The organism is Mesobacillus subterraneus, from assembly GCF_023715485.1.
Lineage (GTDB): Bacteria > Bacillota > Bacilli > Bacillales > Cytobacillaceae > Mesobacillus > Mesobacillus subterraneus_B.
On sequence record NZ_JAMBOF010000014.1, the window covers coordinates 1 to 17,258 of the forward strand.

15 protein-coding genes and 1 riboswitch are annotated in these 17,258 nt (G+C 42.8%); of the genes, 12 read left to right on the forward strand and 3 right to left on the reverse strand.

The window, feature by feature from the left end; all coding sequences use genetic code 11:
- Positions 1-336: 336 nt before the first annotated feature.
- A complete protein-coding gene (gene katA, locus M3204_RS17885) occupies positions 337-1,794 on the reverse strand; it encodes a catalase KatA (RefSeq protein WP_251485505.1) in 1,458 nt (485 codons plus the stop codon).
- 412 nt (positions 1,795-2,206) lie between these two features.
- Here katA and M3204_RS17890 point away from each other — a divergent pair, with 412 nt between their 5' ends.
- Complete coding sequence (locus tag M3204_RS17890) at positions 2,207-2,794, forward strand: cell wall hydrolase (RefSeq protein WP_251485524.1); 588 nt, start codon at positions 2,207-2,209, stop codon at positions 2,792-2,794.
- Positions 2,795-2,965: 171 nt separating this feature from the next.
- Here the strand turns inward: M3204_RS17890 and dacB are convergent, their stop codons facing one another.
- Positions 2,966-4,450, reverse strand: a complete 1,485-nt coding sequence (gene dacB / locus M3204_RS17895; RefSeq protein WP_435367735.1) for a D-alanyl-D-alanine carboxypeptidase/D-alanyl-D-alanine endopeptidase — start codon at positions 4,448-4,450, stop codon at positions 2,966-2,968.
- Positions 4,451-4,564: 114 nt separating this feature from the next.
- On the opposite strand from dacB, the gene M3204_RS17900 reads away from it, so the two are divergent.
- The 10 genes from M3204_RS17900 to M3204_RS17945 all read left to right on the forward strand — a co-directional run bounded on the left by M3204_RS17900 (position 4,565) and on the right by M3204_RS17945 (position 14,575).
- Positions 4,565-4,765: a hypothetical protein gene (locus M3204_RS17900; protein WP_251485171.1), complete on the forward strand. Its 201-nt coding sequence runs from the start codon at positions 4,565-4,567 to the stop codon at positions 4,763-4,765.
- 130 nt (positions 4,766-4,895) lie between these two features.
- Complete coding sequence (locus M3204_RS17905; protein WP_353056053.1) at positions 4,896-5,231, forward strand: metal-sensitive transcriptional regulator; 336 nt, start codon at positions 4,896-4,898, stop codon at positions 5,229-5,231.
- Between the two features lie 57 nt (positions 5,232-5,288).
- Positions 5,289-5,434: riboswitch (FMN riboswitch) on the forward strand.
- 133 nt (positions 5,435-5,567) lie between these two features.
- Positions 5,568-6,650, forward strand: coding sequence for a bifunctional diaminohydroxyphosphoribosylaminopyrimidine deaminase/5-amino-6-(5-phosphoribosylamino)uracil reductase RibD (gene ribD, locus M3204_RS17910; protein WP_251485181.1), 1,083 nt, complete (start codon positions 5,568-5,570; stop codon positions 6,648-6,650).
- Between the two features lie 12 nt (positions 6,651-6,662).
- Positions 6,663-7,319: a riboflavin synthase gene (gene ribE, locus M3204_RS17915; protein ID WP_251485183.1), complete on the forward strand. Its 657-nt coding sequence runs from the start codon at positions 6,663-6,665 to the stop codon at positions 7,317-7,319.
- Between the two features lie 11 nt (positions 7,320-7,330).
- Positions 7,331-8,524, forward strand: coding sequence for a bifunctional 3,4-dihydroxy-2-butanone-4-phosphate synthase/GTP cyclohydrolase II (locus M3204_RS17920; protein WP_251485184.1), 1,194 nt, complete (start codon positions 7,331-7,333; stop codon positions 8,522-8,524).
- A 53-nt stretch (positions 8,525-8,577) separates the two neighbouring features.
- Entirely contained in the window at positions 8,578-9,048 is a 471-nt protein-coding gene (gene ribH, locus M3204_RS17925) for a 6,7-dimethyl-8-ribityllumazine synthase (protein ID WP_251485186.1), read from the forward strand.
- Between the two features lie 456 nt (positions 9,049-9,504).
- Positions 9,505-10,710, forward strand: a complete 1,206-nt coding sequence (locus M3204_RS17930) for a S1C family serine protease (RefSeq protein ID WP_251485188.1) — start codon at positions 9,505-9,507, stop codon at positions 10,708-10,710.
- Positions 10,711-10,722: 12 nt separating this feature from the next.
- Complete coding sequence (locus M3204_RS17935; RefSeq protein WP_251485192.1) at positions 10,723-11,601, forward strand: peptidylprolyl isomerase; 879 nt, start codon at positions 10,723-10,725, stop codon at positions 11,599-11,601.
- Positions 11,602-12,254: 653 nt separating this feature from the next.
- A complete protein-coding gene (gene zupT, locus M3204_RS17940; protein ID WP_251485195.1) occupies positions 12,255-13,064 on the forward strand; it encodes a zinc transporter ZupT in 810 nt (269 codons plus the stop codon).
- A gap of 269 nt (positions 13,065-13,333) precedes the next feature.
- On the forward strand, positions 13,334-14,575 hold the full coding sequence (locus M3204_RS17945; RefSeq protein ID WP_251485198.1) for a S8 family peptidase: 1,242 nt from the start codon (positions 13,334-13,336) through the stop codon (positions 14,573-14,575).
- Between the two features lie 273 nt (positions 14,576-14,848).
- Here M3204_RS17945 and M3204_RS17950 read toward each other — a convergent pair whose 3' ends face one another.
- Entirely contained in the window at positions 14,849-15,985 is a 1,137-nt protein-coding gene (locus M3204_RS17950) for a CAP domain-containing protein (protein WP_251485201.1), read from the reverse strand.
- 230 nt (positions 15,986-16,215) lie between these two features.
- On the opposite strand from M3204_RS17950, the gene M3204_RS17955 reads away from it, so the two are divergent.
- On the forward strand, positions 16,216-17,211 hold the full coding sequence (locus M3204_RS17955; RefSeq protein ID WP_251485203.1) for a hypothetical protein: 996 nt from the start codon (positions 16,216-16,218) through the stop codon (positions 17,209-17,211).
- Positions 17,212-17,258 lie beyond the last annotated feature (47 nt).

The window sequence follows — 17,258 nt, forward strand, 5'->3', positions numbered from 1 at the left end:
GGTCCGCGAAGCGAAATTTTTGATGTACTGGAAGGGGGGTACCCCCCTTCCAGTACATCAAAAATATATCAGCTGTATAACTTGATTTTCCTAAGGAATGATTTTACACATAATAGTGGGCTTGACTGACTCTTAGATTTTAGGTCACCAATCTGTATCATTGGTGACCTGTTTTCATTCACTCTCGGATTTTAGGTCACCAATCGGGTTCATTGGTGACCAGTTTTCTTGCAATCTCGGAAATTAGGTCACCAATCACATCCATTGGTGACGTGTTTTCATCCAATCTCGTAAAATAGGTCACCAAGTCTTCCTTGGTGACCTAAAACTAATCTATTAAACTTCCTGTGGTACCTGCAGCCCCAATCCTTGCGCAATTCGAGTTCCATATTCAGGATCTGCCTTGTAGAAATGGGCGATCTGGCGGAGTTTGATATCATCTCGCTCGACTGGCTTCATTGCTCCTACTATATTTGCAACGAGGCGGGCGCGTTCTTCTTCGCTCATCAAGCGGTATAAATCGCCGGCTTGAGTATAGTGGTCATGGTGATCATAGCCCACATTTTCAGCCACGCCGCTGACAGGGAAGGATGCCTGCTTGTGTTCAGTTACTTCAGTTGGTCCCCCGAAACTATTAGGCTCATAGTTTACTGCTTTGCCGCCATTGCCGTCGAAACGCATCTGGCCATCACGCTGGTAGGAGTTCACTTCTGATTTTGGCCTGTTAATTGGAAGGTGCTGGTGGTTAGCGCCTACACGGTAACGATGCGCGTCAGCATAGGCAAACAGACGGCCCTGAAGCATTTTATCAGGTGATACATCAATACCCGGTACAAGTGTTCCAGGTGAGAACGTAGCCTGCTCCACTTCTGCAAAGTAGTTTTCAGGATTGCGGTTCAATACCATTCGGCCAACTTCAATCAAAGGATAGTCCTTCTGTGACCATACCTTTGTTACATCGAATGGATCAAAGCGATACGTATTCGCATCCTCAAGAGGCATGATTTGTACATAAAGCTTCCAGGCAGGGAAGTCCCCGTTTTCGATTGCGTTGAAAAGATCCTCTGTATGATAGTCCGGATTTTCCCCGGCAATTTTTGCTGCTGTATCGGCTGAAAGGTTCTTGACTCCTTGTTCAGTCTTGAAGTGGTACTTGATCCAGACGCCGTCGCCTTCAGCATTTGTCCATTTGAACGTATGGCTGCCAAAGCCATGCATATGGCGTAAGGTAGCAGGAATGCCGCGGTCGGACATCAGGATAGTAATCTGGTGTAAGGCCTCAGGTGATAGCGACCAGAAATCCCAAACTGCATTTGGATCCTTCAGGTGTGTCTGAGGGTTTCTTTTTTGTGTATGGATGAAATCAGGGAACTTAATTGCATCGCGAATGAAGAAAACAGGCGTATTGTTTCCGACGATATCGTAGTTTCCTTCTTCTGTATAAAATTTCACTGCAAAGCCACGCGGATCACGGACAGTATCTGCTGATCCGAGCTCCCCGGCTACCGTTGACAAACGGATGAAAAGAGGAGTCTTTTTGCCGATCTCTGAAAGGAAAGCAGCCTTAGTGAATTCAGTAACATCATTCGTCACTTCGAAATAGCCATGAGCTCCGGCACCTTTTGCGTGCACAACACGCTCTGGAACACGCTCACGGTTAAAGTGGGCCAATTTTTCCAAAAGATGTACGTCTTGAATTAAAGTAGGACCTCTTTGTCCTGCCGTCATGGAGTTCTGGTTGTCCCCAACTGGTGCTCCCCAGCTTGTAGTAAGATGCTTTTGATTATTGCTCATCATCAACCCGCCTTTATCATTAATTTTGCTGATAACTAAATGATAACACTTTTCAATTGAAAATCAATACTAAATTATAATTATTATAAAATAGGAATTAGTACAAGTTTTTAACCCTTAATAATCCTGTGTATAACGCTGTCCGTATTTTAGAAAAGAATTTTAAAAAAAGTCCGAGTTACATACCTGTAATCTCTGTAAAATTCGAGCCGAAAAATGTTAGTGCTGGATAGATGAGGAAGATAATTGATGTTGGAATAAACTTCTAGGTTTAACATAATCCAAGCCGTGTCAAAGGCTGATAGATTACGAGTCTTAATGGCACTTATTGGACGATGAATAACTATGTTACAACTGCTAGCCTTGTTAGTAGAGAGAAGCACCACTTTGGGAGGTATGGAAAATGAGAAAAATGAAAAAGAGATTGGCAGCGCTAACAGCAATGGTGTCCTTATCATTATTTACAATGAATGGAGCTGCTGAAGCTGCAACACATCAGGTAAATAGAGGAGAAACTTACTGGGGAATCGCTAACAAATACGGGGTATCTTTAATTGAACTGAAAAATGCAAACAATAAAACTAGCAATCTACTATATCCAGGACAAAAGTTGACCATCCCTGCTTCAGCAGTATCTGCTGCAGATCAGGATTTGCTTGCCCGCCTTGTTCATGCTGAGGCAAAAGGTGAGCCATATGCAGGGAAAGTTGCAGTTGCGACTGTTGTCTTGAATAGAGTAGCTAGCCCTGATTTTCCTAATTCAGTCAGAGGTGTTATTTACGAAAAGGCTAACGGCTATTACGCGTTTACACCCGTTAAAAACGGGGCAATCAACAAGCCGGCAGATGCTGAGTCAAAGAAGGCAGTAAAAGAAGCTCTTGCCTTCAAAGGACAAGGGAAAGGGTCATTATTCTTTTTCAATCCAAAAACGGCAATCAGCAAATGGGTATTCTCAAGAGAAGTAACAGTGACAATCGGCAATCACCGTTTTGCGAAGTAAAATGGGTTTAGCAATATGAATCAAAAATATCGAATAATGGTTTCTGGAATATCTTGAAATTTTCTGGAATGAAAGATAAGGTTTCCGGAGTGAATATAAAATTTCCGGAATATCCTGATTATCAGGCTAAAAAAGCTGTGCAGATTCTCATTCTGCACAGCTTTTTATCATTTAGGGCTGTCTTGCCAGGATATCTGCAATCTGATTTTCAATTTTTCTGCCTTGTGTATCATCTAGCAGGTTGTTCAAGAGGACAGCAAAGATTAGCGGCTTACCCGAGCTTGTTTTTACATATCCCGCTAGAGTGCTGACCCCTGTAAGCGAGCCGGTTTTGGCTATTACGTTTTCCTTCAGTGGCTCCTCCTTCATCCTGTTGCGCAGCGTTCCTCCAACCATCCTGTCGCTTACTCCGGCGACTGGCAGTGAATGGTGAAAAGCTGGGAACCATTTTTCCTTTTGGACTTGGTAGAGGAGGCCGGTGATTTCATTAGCTGGAATCAAGTTAGAATGGGATATTCCAGATCCGTCCCGAAGCACAAGCTGGTCAATGTCGACTCCCAGCTTTGCCAATTCAGAATTCATGGCCTCAAGTCCTTTTTCCCAGCTGCCTTCGCCGTGGACGACTTGGCCCATTTCCTTCACGAGCACCTCTGCATGTCCGTTATTGCTGAGCTTCATAAATGGCACCATGAGTTCCGACAATGCCATTGATTTATGAGAAATTAATTCTTTCATCCCTTTTGTAGAGGTACCAGCCTTTATTTTCCCAACAACTGTTATCCCCTCTTTTTCTAGTGACATTTTGAATAGGCTTATTGCGAAAAGGGAAGGTTCCCAAATCGATATCCATTCTCTTGTTTTCTTGGAATCTGCCGGTATGGTTCCTTTTATATAAATAGTATTCGTGCCATGCTCACGTTCGATATTGATGTCAAGTTCTCCATTTGCATCAACTGTTTGAGTTTGATTGATAATATCTAAAAAATCTGTATCTGGCTCAAGCGAAATGTTGCCTTCACTCCCTATCTTCCCTGGAAGAATATTGACAATGACGGTGCCGGCATCGTAATCCTTATTAGGTGCCGCAGTAAGCGCGGAAATTTGCGAACCATAATATTGATGCTCGTCATTCCAGGTTAAATCCTCTGAATAACGGACATCATCGTACCAGCTATCATCTGCAATTAAATCACCAGTAATTCTTTGGATGCCCTGTTCCTTGATGGCTTCAGCAAATCGGTCGAAATCGGCGGGGATAAGTGTTGGGTCTCCTTTACCTTTTAAGATAAGGTTGCCTTCAAGAGTGCCATCGGTCATTTTTCCATCTGCCAAAACTGCCGTAGTAAACCGATAATCTTTTCCTAGTACAGAGAGTCCCGCCGCTGCGGTAAACAGCTTCAATACAGAAGCAGGCTGCAAGCGAGTATCCCCGATATGCTCGTATAGCAGTTCGCCATCCTCTGCAGACCTGACACTAACTCCTGCCAATGAACCTTTGAGCAATGGATCATTAAGTAAAAGCTCATTAATTTCATCTGATAGATTTCCGCTAGGCTCAAATGCCTGGGCAGGTGGCTCCTCCGTTTGAAAAAACGGAATTATGGCTAACATAATGACGAGGATAAAAATGATGATTACTGTGGATTTTTGCTTCAATTCATACTTCATCCCTTTCAATTCTCTATCGATTTCGACAAGAATTTTCCCAATAAACAACTATTAAAGTCTATGATAATGTTTAAATTAATATAAGGTTCAGGAGGGAAAAAAATGTACCGATTCGTGTTAAATGCTTTACTCATTGTAGCCATCGGAGCAGGATTTTACTTCTACGTCCAACTAATTTTTTCAAAGGTAACAGACCCTCTTTACGGATCATTGGCGGTTCTGGCTGGATGTCTTTTCTCAGCCGGTATGTCAAGGGAACTTATTTTATTCTCCCAGTCTGATCGAGAGAACAGGCAAATATAATCTTTGGACTGAACACCTCCATTTAGTGGGGTGTTTTCTTTTTTTCTTTCCGAAAGGATTTTATGAGAAGTACTGTATGGGGGTATGATAAAATAAAGAGGAACGTATAAAGGGGGTTAGTGGATTGGATATACTCGAAACTGGAACTGACCTGTCTGGATGTGAAGATAGCTGCTGTTCATCTGAACGAAAAAGCCATCACTCTGAAAAGACGAAAAAAAATCTCGTTACAAGATTGAACCGGATCGAGGGGCAGATTCGCGGCATTAAAGGCCTGATTGAAAAAGATACGTATTGCGACGATGTTATTACTCAAATTTCAGCCACGCAGGCAGCATTGAACAGCGTAGCCAAACTGCTGCTGGAAGGCCATATGAAATCATGCATCGTTGAGCGGATTCAAGATGGCGATAATGAAGTCATAGATGAATTGTTGACCACGATAGAGAAATTGATGAAAAAATAGGCAGGAACAATAATTAGTATTTAACAAAAATGTTCTGTATAATGACATTAATTTAATAAATTCCTTCGGGGTCGGGTGAAATTCCCAACCGGCGGTGATGAAGCAATTGCTTCTTAGTCCGTGACCCGGTTAACATTTGTTAAACGGTGGATCTGGTGAAACTCCAGGGCCGACAGTTAAAGTCTGGATGGGAGAAGGAAAAAAACGAGGATTAAAACTTAGGGATGAGTATGCCCTTTTTTAACCCTTTAGTTTGATGTTGCCTTTTTTAGGACCCCGAAGCGATTCTGTTTCGGGGTCTTTTTTGATTTTTTTGTATTTAGGGAGGGGTATTGGATGAATGATGTGGAGTATATGGCGCTGGCTATTAACCTTGCGAAAGCAACAACAGGACAGACTTCTCCTAATCCACATGTAGGGGCAGTCCTTGTAAAAGAGAACCAGATTGTCGGCATCGGTGCGCATTTGAAAGCTGGTGAGCCGCATGCAGAGGTTCATGCAATCCGTATGGCGGGGGAAAAGGCTGGTAATGCTACGCTGTATGTCACACTTGAGCCATGCAGCCATTTTGGAAAAACACCCCCATGTTCAAATTTAGTCATTGAGTCAGGAATCAAGAAAGTTTTCGTCGCCTCGACAGATCCAAATCCGTTAGTTGGCGGAACTGGAATTAGAAAGATGCGTGAAGCAGGAATTGAAGTTGAAGTTGGTTTGATGGAGGCAGAAGCAACTGAACTGAATAAAGTTTTTTTTCACTACATAAACAGAGGGCTGCCATTTGTAACGCTGAAATCAGCGATCAGCCTTGACGGCAAGATTGCCACAGCGGCGGGGGAAAGTCAGTGGATTACAAGTGAAGAGGCAAGGAAGGATGTCCACCATTTCCGCCATACACATGACGCGATTTTAGTGGGAGTCAACACAGTCATCAAGGACAATCCGAGCCTGACGACAAGGCTGGAAGCTGGCGGCAAAAATCCCGTCAGAGTAATTCTTGATACCAGCCTTCGCACCCCCGTTGATTCAAGGGTTATCAATGATACACTTGCTCAAACGATCATCGTGACAGGAGCGGACGCAGAACCAGCTACCGCAAAGCAATTTACAGATAGAGGAATTGAGATTTTAACGCTGGAAACTTCGAAAATAATGATTCCTGACATGCTGACAAAATTAGCTGAACGAGGAATCACTTCTGTCTATGTTGAGGGCGGGGCTGAGGTTCACGGCAGTTTTTTAACAGAAAGAGCTTTCCAGCAAGTAATCACATACATTGCTCCAAAATTGCTCGGTGGGAAATCAGCTCCGTCCTCATTCGGTGGAGAGGGAATAGCCCATCTGGAGGATACGGTTTCATTAGAAATAATAGAAGTAAAACAAATCGGGCAGGACATCAGGATTATTGCTGAGCCTGTCTAAAAGGAGGTTTGTATGTTCACAGGGATTATTGAAGAAATCGGCTCTGTAGCGAATATCCAGCATACAGGTGAGTCGTTTGTCCTGAGCATTGATGCTAAAAAGGTTTTAACTGACGTCCGTCTGGGAGACAGTATTGCCGTAAACGGAGTATGTCTCACAGTAACTTCATTTTCGAGTCATCGTTTTACAGTCGATGTCATGCCTGAAACGGTCAAGGCAACGAGTTTGAAAACAGTCAAACGAGGTTCCAGGGTGAATCTTGAAAGGGCAATGGCTGCGGGCGGCCGGTTCGGCGGCCATTTTGTTGCAGGCCATGTCGATGGAATCGGAGTCATCAAAGGGAAGAAACAATTTGAAAATGCCGTTTACTATGAAATTGAAGCGGACGCTGAATTGCTTAAATATATCATTTTAAAAGGTTCGGTGGCAGTTGATGGTACGAGCCTGACTGTGTTTGGAATTTCGGAAGACAGCTTTACACTGTCGCTTATTCCCCATACTTTATCGGAAACAGTATTAGGTTTTAAAGAAACAGGCGATATTGTCAACGTTGAGTGTGACATGATCGGGAAGTATGTAGGGCATTTTTTGAATAACCAGTCAAAGTCAGGACCCAAACGAGGCAATAATATTACAACCCAATTTTTAGAGGATAATGGGTTTATGTGAGGATGATGAAGATGTTTGACCCAATCGAAGAAGCCATTTATGAACTCATGCAGGGAAAAGTAGTCATTGTTTGTGATGATGAGGACCGGGAAAATGAAGGGGATTTTATTGCACTGGCAGAAAAGGCAACACCTGATGTCATTAATTTCATGGCCACTCATGGCCGAGGTTTGATCTGTGTTCCGGTAGAAATGGATTTAGCGCAGAAACTCGATTTGATGCCAATGGTTTCACGCAACACAGATCCCCACGGAACAGCTTTTACAGTCAGCATTGACCATAAATTCTCGACTACCGGAATTTCAGCTTTTGAACGGTCGGCAACCGTATTAAGCATGCTTGATCCTGAATCAAAGGCTGCCGATTTTAAAAGGCCAGGCCACATCTTCCCGCTGGTTGCCAAAAAAGGCGGGGTATTGAGAAGGGCTGGCCATACAGAGGCCGCGGTTGATCTGGCAAAATTATGCGGAGCAAAGCCGGCTGGAGTCATCTGCGAAATCATGAATGAAGATGGCACGATGGCACGCGTACCTCAGCTGAGGAAAATAGCAGACCAGTTCGAATTAAAAATGATCACGATCAAAGATTTGATCCAATACCGCAACAGGAAGGATCAGCTGATCAAAAGAGAGGTCGAAATCAACCTTCCGACCGAGTTTGGTATTTTCAAAGCAGTCGGCTATTCGAATGTAGTCGACGACAAAGAACATATTGCCTTGGTGAAAGGAGAAATCAATCCAGATGAGCCCGTGCTTGTCAGGGTGCACTCAGAATGCCTGACCGGGGATGTGTTTGGTTCTTACCGCTGTGACTGCGGTCCGCAGCTGCATGCTGCATTAAGCCAGATCAATCAAGAAGGACGCGGCGTTCTCCTGTATATGCGCCAGGAGGGCAGAGGCATTGGCCTCATGAACAAGCTGAGAGCATATAAGCTGCAGGAAGAGGGCTATGATACTGTTGAGGCCAATGAAAAGCTCGGATTTGGTCCTGATTTGCGAGAGTATGGAATCGGCGCACAAATCTTAAAAGACTTAGGAATAAAACAAATAAAACTGCTGACCAATAACCCAAGGAAAATCAAAGGGCTGAAAGGATATGACCTGGAAGTAGTCGACCGGGTGCCAATCCAGATGCCAACAAGGGAAGAAAATGAACATTACTTAAAAACAAAGCACAGCAAGCTGGGGCATTTACTTAAATTTTAATTAGAATGAAAATGCTTGAAAATCTGTTACTTAATTAAAATGGAGGAATAGACATGAACAGAACATTCGAAGGTAATTTAGTTGGGACAGGACTTAAAATTGGAATCGTGGTCGGCCGATTTAACGAATTTATAACAAGCAAACTATTGGGCGGTGCACAGGACGCATTGAAAAGGCACGGAGTTGAAGAAGGAAATGTTGATGTAGCGTGGGTTCCTGGTGCATTCGAAATCCCATTGATTGCGCAGAAAATGGCCAAAAGCAATAAATATGACGCGGTCATCACATTAGGAACTGTCATCCGCGGCTCCACTCCGCACTTTGATTATGTTTGCAATGAAACAGCAAAGGGCGTTTCTTCCACAGCCTTGAACACAGGAGTTCCAGTTATTTTTGGCGTTCTGACTACAGACACTATTGAACAGGCAATCGAGCGGGCTGGAACAAAAGCTGGCAATAAAGGCTGGGAAGCTGCAGCAGCAGCGATTGAAATGGCCAATTTAATCAAAAATATTGAGATTTAATAATAGGTTTATAATGAAGCTGCAGGCAAATTTGTCTGCAGCTTTTTATTTTCTGTGTTTTAAAAAGAAGAAACTAGTCCTTACTGGTTTAATTTTGCGAAAAAAGGTTAGAACCTTGCAAAATGATCAACCTTTTTTTCGAAAAAAGGTTAGAATCTTGCAAAATGATCAACTTATTTTGCGGAAAAAGGCTTGAATCTTGCGAAATGATCAACTTATTTTGCGAAAATAGTGGTGAATTTTGCGAATTGGAAAAAATAAGCCGTTTTTTCCAGCTGAATTGTTTAGCGGCAATGCAACTGAATTTTCCACTAGGTGACAGCCAATTCACTGCGAATTATTGAAAAATCTTCCTCATTTTTTAAAATCCTCGCCGCAGTTTGTTAATAATTTGTTCATATTTTCTGGTTAAGATGAAGACAAGTTAGCAGGATGAAGAAATGAGGAGGAATAATCATGAATGAGTATGAGCAGCGTTCCCGGTATCAGGAGGTTGAGCCGGTACAGAAAACAAATAGATTTAAAAGCGTTTTATCAACTGTTATGGCGGGGGTAGTCGGATCGGCGATTACACTTGCGGCTGTGAATTTTACAGATGCTTACCAGCAAAGCCATGTACAATCTCCCACCGGGCAAGTTGAAGAAATCAGCAATTCCAAAATCGTAACGACGCCGACTTCCGCAAAGAATACAGGGTCCATTGCCGACATAATCGAAGCTTCATCAAAATCCATTGTCGGCATCACCAATATTCAGCAGCAAAACAACCCGTTTTCTAGAAGCCAGGGAAGCGTGGAAGGCGGCTCGGGCTCAGGAGTGATTTTTAAGAAATCAGGAGGCAGTGCCTATATTGTCACTAACAACCATGTAATTGAAGGGGCTGCCAAGGTCGAGGTGTCACTGTACAACGGGGAAAAAGTTGAAGCAGAAGTAGTCGGCGCAGATGCATTGACTGATTTGGCAGTTATAAAAATCATTGCTGAAAAAGCCACTGATATCATTGATTTCGGTGATTCATCTGTATTGAGGCCTGGAGACCAAGTACTTGCGATTGGAAATCCGCTTGGACTTGATTTATCACGGACTGTCACCCAGGGAATCGTCAGTGCCGTAGACCGTTCGATCTCCGTGCCAACTTCGGCTGGAGAATGGGAAATGAATGTTATCCAGACGGATGCGGCGATCAATCCTGGGAACAGCGGCGGCGCGTTGATTAATACAGAGGGTAAAGTGATTGGTATTAACAGCTTGAAGATATCGCAGAACGGGGTGGAAGGACTCGGTTTTGCAATCCCGAGCAAGGATGTTCTTCCGATTGTCAGACAATTGATCGAGAAAGGAAAAGTTGACCGTCCACACTTGGGAGTCAGTCTTGCGGATTTGGCGCAAATTCCCGAAATGTATCTTGAAAACCTCCCGGATGACGTAGAATCCGGCACGATGGTGACCTCCGTTGCTGCAGATTCCGCTGCAGCTAAAGCAGGACTTCAGGAGCAGGATGTCATTGTCGCGATTAATGAGGAAAAAGTGGAGAATTCGAGTGATTTAAGAAGATACATGTATACAAAATTAAAGACCGGTGACAAAGCCGAAATTAAAATATACCGTGATGGCAAGCAGATGACTGTACAAGTCACGTTAACTGCTTCCAATCCAGATTAATGGAGGGGAAAAATGCTTAACTATATAAAAAAAAATAAAATTACCACGGTTGCCGTAGTAGTCCTGCTTGGCCTCACACTAGTTCTTACACTGGCTTTTTCGAAAAAAGATACAACAGCAAGCATCAACGGTGAGGAAATAAGCAAGGAAGAATTATATTCCAAGCTGACTGACCTTTACGGAAAAGACACGTTAGATTCGCTGGTCACCAATAAAATGATTGAAATGGAAGCGAAAAAAGAAAAAGTGAAGGTGACAGGCAACGAAATTGATGAAGAGCTTACTAAATTGCAGGAATCATATGGCGGGGAAGAAGCCTTCACTTCAGCACTAGAGCAAAACAATGTTTCAATGGGAAAAATCAGGGAGGACATAGAATTTTACCTCCTGGCGGAAAAATTGATCGAGCCAGATATCTCCATTACGGATGAGGAAATGAAAACGTATTTTGAAGAAAACAAAGACTCCTTTGACGAAAAGGAGCAAGTCAAGGCAAGCCATATCTTGGTCGAAGATGAGGCAACTGCAAAGAAAGTGAAGGAAGAGATAGATAGCGGCAAGGATTTTGCAGAACTGGCAAAGAAATATTCCACAGACACAAGCAACGCGGCCGATGGCGGAGACTTAGGTTATTTTACAAAAGGTGAAATGGCTGAGGAATTTGAAAAGGCGGCATTCGAAATGGAGATCAATACGGTCAGCAACCCAGTAAAAACAGTTTTTGGCTACCATATCATAAAAGTAACAGACAAAAAAGCCGCCAAAGACGCCACATTTGAGGTCCACAAGGATGAAATCAAAGAGCATTTGTTTGATGAAAAAATCCAGGCTGAATACCCAAACTGGCTGGAGGAGAAAAAGTCCGAATACGATATTAAGAGTTACCTATAGTTCAACCAAAAGCCTCTCTGCAATGCGAGGCCACTGATAATCTGCCGATTTTTTAGGTTTTCAAAATCAAAACAAGAAAAAGCCGGTTCAATTCCATATTTTTGTGGATTGAACTGGCTTTTTCTTGTTTTTGGTCCTCTATTGTTGCGCCATCAGTTTTATATCCCTCCCTAAACGGGCAACGTTTGCACTTTTCAATATCAAAATAATAAAAAAATCAGGGACTGGCCTTTTTGGCAGTTTGATTAAGGTTACTGGTTTAACAGCACTAGGTTGATTGGAACTGAAGGTGCGAGACTCCTGCGGGATCAGCGGGACAGGTGAGACCCGCAGGCGCGTTAGCGCTGAGGAGGCTCACCGCACGCCCCGCGAAAAGCGAAGCATCCTGGAGTGGAAATCAACCGGCCTATTTAACAAAGCAATCCCTTAGGACTTTTTCAGAGGCCTGCATCCCGCCAGAGGTTTTTTGGCTTAGAAATTAATATGTTGCAGTTTAAGTTTCCTTTAGGATAAAATGTTTACCAAAGGAAACTTTTTATAGATGAGTGCATATATTTAAAAAAGACGATTTGCTACACCCTAAAAGTTTACCTAAGGAAACTTTTTCGGTGGTGGACAACAATAAAAAATGTTTTCGACAAAGGAGAATGAAAATGGCAGATGAAATTCTATTTGCATTTGGATTGACGTTATTTGCCGGCCTTGCTACAGGGATTGGCAGTGTTTTGGCCTTTTTTACATCAACTACTAATACAAAATTCCTTTCCATCGCACTCGGGTTTTCCGCGGGGGTCATGATATATGTATCCATGATCGAAATTTTTGTTAAAGCAAAGGATGCGCTGGTGTCAGCGATGGGGGTTCAGTTAGGGAACTGGGCAACAGTCGGAGGTTTTTTCGCAGGAATACTATTAATCGCCCTAATCGATAAGTTCATCCCAAAACAGAGCAATCCTCATGAGCTTAAAAAAGTCGAGGATATGAACCAGCCAGCCAAAGTGACGCAAGATGCTGCCTTATTAAAAATGGGTACATTCACTGCGCTTGCCATCGGGATTCACAATTTTCCAGAAGGAATCGCTACCTTCACCTCAGCAATCCAGGATCCGGCATTGGGCGTTGCAATTGCCATCGCAATCGCCATCCACAACATTCCAGAGGGAATTGCTGTATCCGTACCGGTCTATTTTGCAACTGGCGACAAGAAAAAGGCTTTTAAACTATCGTTCTTGTCAGGATTATCCGAGCCGATTGGGGCTCTTGTTGCCTACTTATTCTTGATGCCGTTCCTGAATGACATTATGTTCGGCGTCATTTTCGCAGCTGTGGCCGGAATCATGGTGTTCATTTCACTTGATGAATTGCTGCCGGCAGCTAAAAGATATGATGAATCGCATTTAGCCATTTATGGATTGATCGCTGGGATGGCAGTAATGGCAATCAGCTTGCTGCTTTTCATTTAAAATCTATTAAAATCAAGTGCTGTTTTTACTAATATTCCCAATGAAGAAAGAGTGACCTGTAAATAAATGGTCACTCTTTTTGGTGCTTTGGATATTGGGAAAATTTTAAAATAGTTCTTTTTGCATGTGACTTTTAGGTAAATGTGCGGTTTGTACTGATTCTAAAGCCTCAAAAATGAATAGTTTAGCATATTGTTATTATCAGAAAATTTTAAATATAATAGATTCTGTAAAACCAGCAACACCATACAATGCAGAGGAGTGGTTAAATGAAAAAGAAGAAAGTACTAGGAGCCGCACTATTAAGCATGACAATGGGTTTATCTATGTTCACCGCCGGGGCATTTGGTCAGGCACCTGAAGCACAGGATTCATACCGGGTGCTAATCCAGGGTCCAACAGCTGAAAAAGCGAAGGCAAAGGATCAATACGGAGCGAGATGGGATTTTGGTACAAATGGTTTTACAACTACGGTTAACGCGAAGCAATATCAGGCATTACTAAATAATAAGAACCTTGATGTAGAAACTGTTTCCCAGGTAAAGCTGGAAGCCAAGCCAAGCACAGGAGCCATGGCGGCACCATCAGACCGCACACCGTGGGGAATGGAAGCAATCTATAATGACAGCAGCATTCAGTCCACATCTGGCGGAAGCGGAATCAAAGTGGCGGTGCTCGATACAGGGGTTAATGTCAACCATACCGATTTAGCTGGAAGCGATGAACAATGTAAGGATTTCACAAATCGCAGAACTCCGCTTGTAAATGGTTCTTGTACAGATAAGAACGGACATGGAACTCATGTTGCCGGAACGGTGCTAGCTCACGGAGGAACTGGCCTTGGTATTTACGGGGTGGCTCCTGAAGCCGACCTTTGGGCTTACAAAGTACTAAATGATCAGGGATCAGGCTATTCAGATGATATCGCAGGCGCAATCCAGCATGCTGCAGATGAAGCTGTCCGTACAGGTTCGAAAGTGGTAATTTCGATGTCACTTGGATCCAGCAGCAAAAGTACATTGATTGCTGACGCTGTCGACTATGCATATGGAAAAGGTGTCCTCGTAGTGGCGGCAGCTGGAAACAGCGGTCCTGGTGCGGATACAATCGGTTATCCAGGTGCGCTTGTAAATGCAGTAGCAGTAGCAGCCCTTGAAAATGTTCAGGAAAACGGTACATACCGTGTCGCTGACTTCTCATCCCGTGGAAATCCAGCTACAGATGGTGACTATGTCATCCAGGAGCGCGATGTAGAACTGTCTGCACCAGGAAGAGCAATCGAATCAACCTGGTTTGACGGATCGTATAATACAATCAGCGGTACTTCAATGGCAACTCCGCACGTTTCGGGACTGGCGGCGAAGATTTGGGCAGCAAATCCAAGCATGAGCCATACTCAGCTTCGTGCGGAACTTCAGAATCGTGCAAAGGCTAACGACATCCTTGGTGGATCAGGAGCAGCTGCAGGCGACGACTATGCATCAGGCTTCGGCTTCCCGCGTGTAAAGTAAATTCATAGAAAAACCGCTTGATTGGGAGTCAATCAAGCGGTTTTTTTCTGTTAATGTGAGTAGGAAACCATGATTTTTGGACATCCACTAATCCCGTTTATACAACAAACGCAATGTTATAGCGAAAATCATGATTTTATAGCGAAAAAGAAAATTTTATAGCGAAAACAAATTTTTTATAGCGATTTTCTGATTTTTATAGCGAAAACATCATTTTTATAGCGAATTGGAAAAAACTCGTGGTTTTTTCCAGTTTTTCTGCTTTGACTCGGTTTAAAATTTCCTTTTCGTATAAAAATTCTCGGTAAAATAAGGCTCATGCTTCTGTCCGAATGCGACGCCGACGCCGAGTAGCTTGAAGTCTGGTTTCAGGATATTTTCACGGTGTCCGAGCGAATTCATTAACCCTTCGTGGGCGAAGATGCTGCTGAATTGTCCGTATGCAAGATTCTCTCCCGCGACGGAAAAAGCAATATCGTCCTCAGCCATCCTGTCAAAAGGCGACTGTCCTTCAGGATTCGTGTGGCTGAAATACGAGTTTTCCGCCATATCAGCACTGTGTTTGCGGGCAGTTACTCTAACCTGATCGTCCCAGTCAAGTACGCCGAACCCGTGAATGACCCTCGAAGCATTGGTCAAGTCGAACAGCTGGTATTCAAAACCTTCCTTCAATGTCTCACTCGCTTCCGTATAAAAGCCCGCCTTGCTTTCCTCCAATTTTTCGCTGACTATCTGAATTGCCGTTACCGTATTATTTTTGTGTTTATCATAAAAAACCGTTATATAGCTGTCGTCCAGATTGTATACGTCATAGTCCCGGTCCTTCTGGAACTGATAATAGACCAATCCTTTTCTGATTTGGGATAGAGGTTCTCCGAGTGCCTTTTGCACCGTCTCTTTCGGAGTGCCATATTTGAGTCCGTTTTGGGAAGCAATTAAATCCTGGTTTGTATATAAGCCACTCACTTTTGCGTCCTTGCTGAACGAGACCATGATGAAATTTTGGAAGTTCTCATGATAGGCATGCCACTCTGTTCCGTATTCGTTAACAGATATCCGTTTTGGTGCGCCCAATTGTTTTTCTACTTCTGTTTTCATATCCCCAATGCCAATATTGTGGATCGTGAAGGTTTGCTCAGCGGGCGTTTCAAGTTCTGGTTTATCCACTTTTGGCAAAACACCTTGCTCATTCTCGGTGACTTCTTCTTTCTTTTTCTCAAGCTGGAATATTAGCTGAGTGATTCCATTGTTAACCGCTTCAAGTGCCGCGGCAAGCTCCGGGTTATCCTTTAAGGAATTTATTTCAGTTTTGACGTCATCTATATTTTTGATGTCTTCATTAGTATAAAAAAATGGCCATGCAAAATAAATCAATGCACCAAAAACAATAAATGATAACAAGCGTCTCATAGGTTGTCCTCACCATCCTTCTTTGAAAATGGACCTTATCTATCAATATACCCAGTAACCTTCGAATCAAAAAGTATAAAGGCAGTCCGTTTTAAGAATATTAATACTGACTGTCTTTAAAGTAATTGTGATTTTTTTCACAAAAAGTTCAATTTTAACCGGTAAAAAGGTGATGGGTCCATTGTATTATTACTATACAGATAGTGTTAATATTGCGAGGAGGATTTTGGATGAAAAAAATAGTTCAAATCATTCTGGGGTTAGGGCTTATTCTAACACCTTTTTATACACAAGCTCACGTAAAATGGTTCACAGAAGTAGCACCGCAGAAAGAAACAATTGAAAACATTTTATCGCCGTTATTTATGGCGCTGGCTTTAGTCGCAGCGATTGTGCTGGCGACTTTAACATTAATCATACCGAAAACGTCAGAATGGCCGTTAATTAAAAAGTGGGATGATTTTCTTTCGGGCTTCAGGAAGTATTCCAGGTATTTATTAAAGTACGGTACGGCGGCTGCCTTGATAATTCAGATCTCAAATGGAACACTATTTGCACCGGAGTTTCATGTGGATACTACGTTAATGACCGTCTTGGCATGGGTAACGATTGGCTTGCTGCTGGTGCCGCACCATATCGCAACCAAGCTTGGAGCCGCAATTTTATTTTTCTTATTTATAATAGTCACTGTCGATCAAGGAATCTTTTATATGCTGGATTACGGATTTTATGTCGCGATTATCGGCGTGCTTCTGGTTGGCAACACTAAACTTGAAAAAGTAGGTTTTCCATTTTTATATCTAGGTACAGGACTTTCATTGTGCTGGGTGGCTGTTGAAAAATGGGTGTATCCTACAATGTCTCTAGATATCGTCGCAAATCACAATGTACCGACATTTGGTTTTGAGCCTGCCGCGTTTATCGTCATGGCAGCATTTGTCGAGTTTGTCGTCGGTTATTTGCTTGTAGTGGGGATCCTTAACAGAGTATTAGGTTTTGTCGTCACCACTATTTTCATCTTAACAACTATGTTATTTGGTTTTACAGAAGTAATCGGTCATTTCATGATCCATGTTGTTTTAATTATTTTTATCATCGAAGGTGTGTCCTTCTATAATCCGCCAATAAAAATGCACAAGACAAAAACGGATCAATTCATCTTCGTTTTCTTGAACTTCATTTTCGTCTTATCCACATTTGTTTTGATTTATTATCGATTTGCTTAGCCACGCTAAAACAGCCTTTTATAAGATGGCTGTTTTTTTGTGTCCCT

Bases quoted from the DNA above. Each gene is read 5' to 3' on its own strand.
- katA (WP_251485505.1), bottom strand. From the start codon at position 1,794: ATGAGCAATAATCAAAAGCATCTTACTACAAGCTGGGGAGCACCAGTT.
- M3204_RS17890 (WP_251485524.1), top strand. From the start codon at position 2,207: ATGAAAAAGAGATTGGCAGCGCTAACAGCAATGGTGTCCTTATCATTA.
- M3204_RS17900 (WP_251485171.1), top strand. From the start codon at position 4,565: ATGTACCGATTCGTGTTAAATGCTTTACTCATTGTAGCCATCGGAGCA.
- ribD (WP_251485181.1), top strand. From the start codon at position 5,568: ATGAATGATGTGGAGTATATGGCGCTGGCTATTAACCTTGCGAAAGCA.
- ribE (WP_251485183.1), top strand. From the start codon at position 6,663: ATGTTCACAGGGATTATTGAAGAAATCGGCTCTGTAGCGAATATCCAG.
- M3204_RS17920 (WP_251485184.1), top strand. From the start codon at position 7,331: ATGTTTGACCCAATCGAAGAAGCCATTTATGAACTCATGCAGGGAAAA.
- ribH (WP_251485186.1), top strand. From the start codon at position 8,578: ATGAACAGAACATTCGAAGGTAATTTAGTTGGGACAGGACTTAAAATT.
- M3204_RS17930 (WP_251485188.1), top strand. From the start codon at position 9,505: ATGAATGAGTATGAGCAGCGTTCCCGGTATCAGGAGGTTGAGCCGGTA.
- M3204_RS17935 (WP_251485192.1), top strand. From the start codon at position 10,723: ATGCTTAACTATATAAAAAAAAATAAAATTACCACGGTTGCCGTAGTA.
- zupT (WP_251485195.1), top strand. From the start codon at position 12,255: ATGGCAGATGAAATTCTATTTGCATTTGGATTGACGTTATTTGCCGGC.
- M3204_RS17945 (WP_251485198.1), top strand. From the start codon at position 13,334: ATGAAAAAGAAGAAAGTACTAGGAGCCGCACTATTAAGCATGACAATG.
- M3204_RS17950 (WP_251485201.1), bottom strand. From the start codon at position 15,985: ATGAGACGCTTGTTATCATTTATTGTTTTTGGTGCATTGATTTATTTT.
- M3204_RS17955 (WP_251485203.1), top strand. From the start codon at position 16,216: ATGAAAAAAATAGTTCAAATCATTCTGGGGTTAGGGCTTATTCTAACA.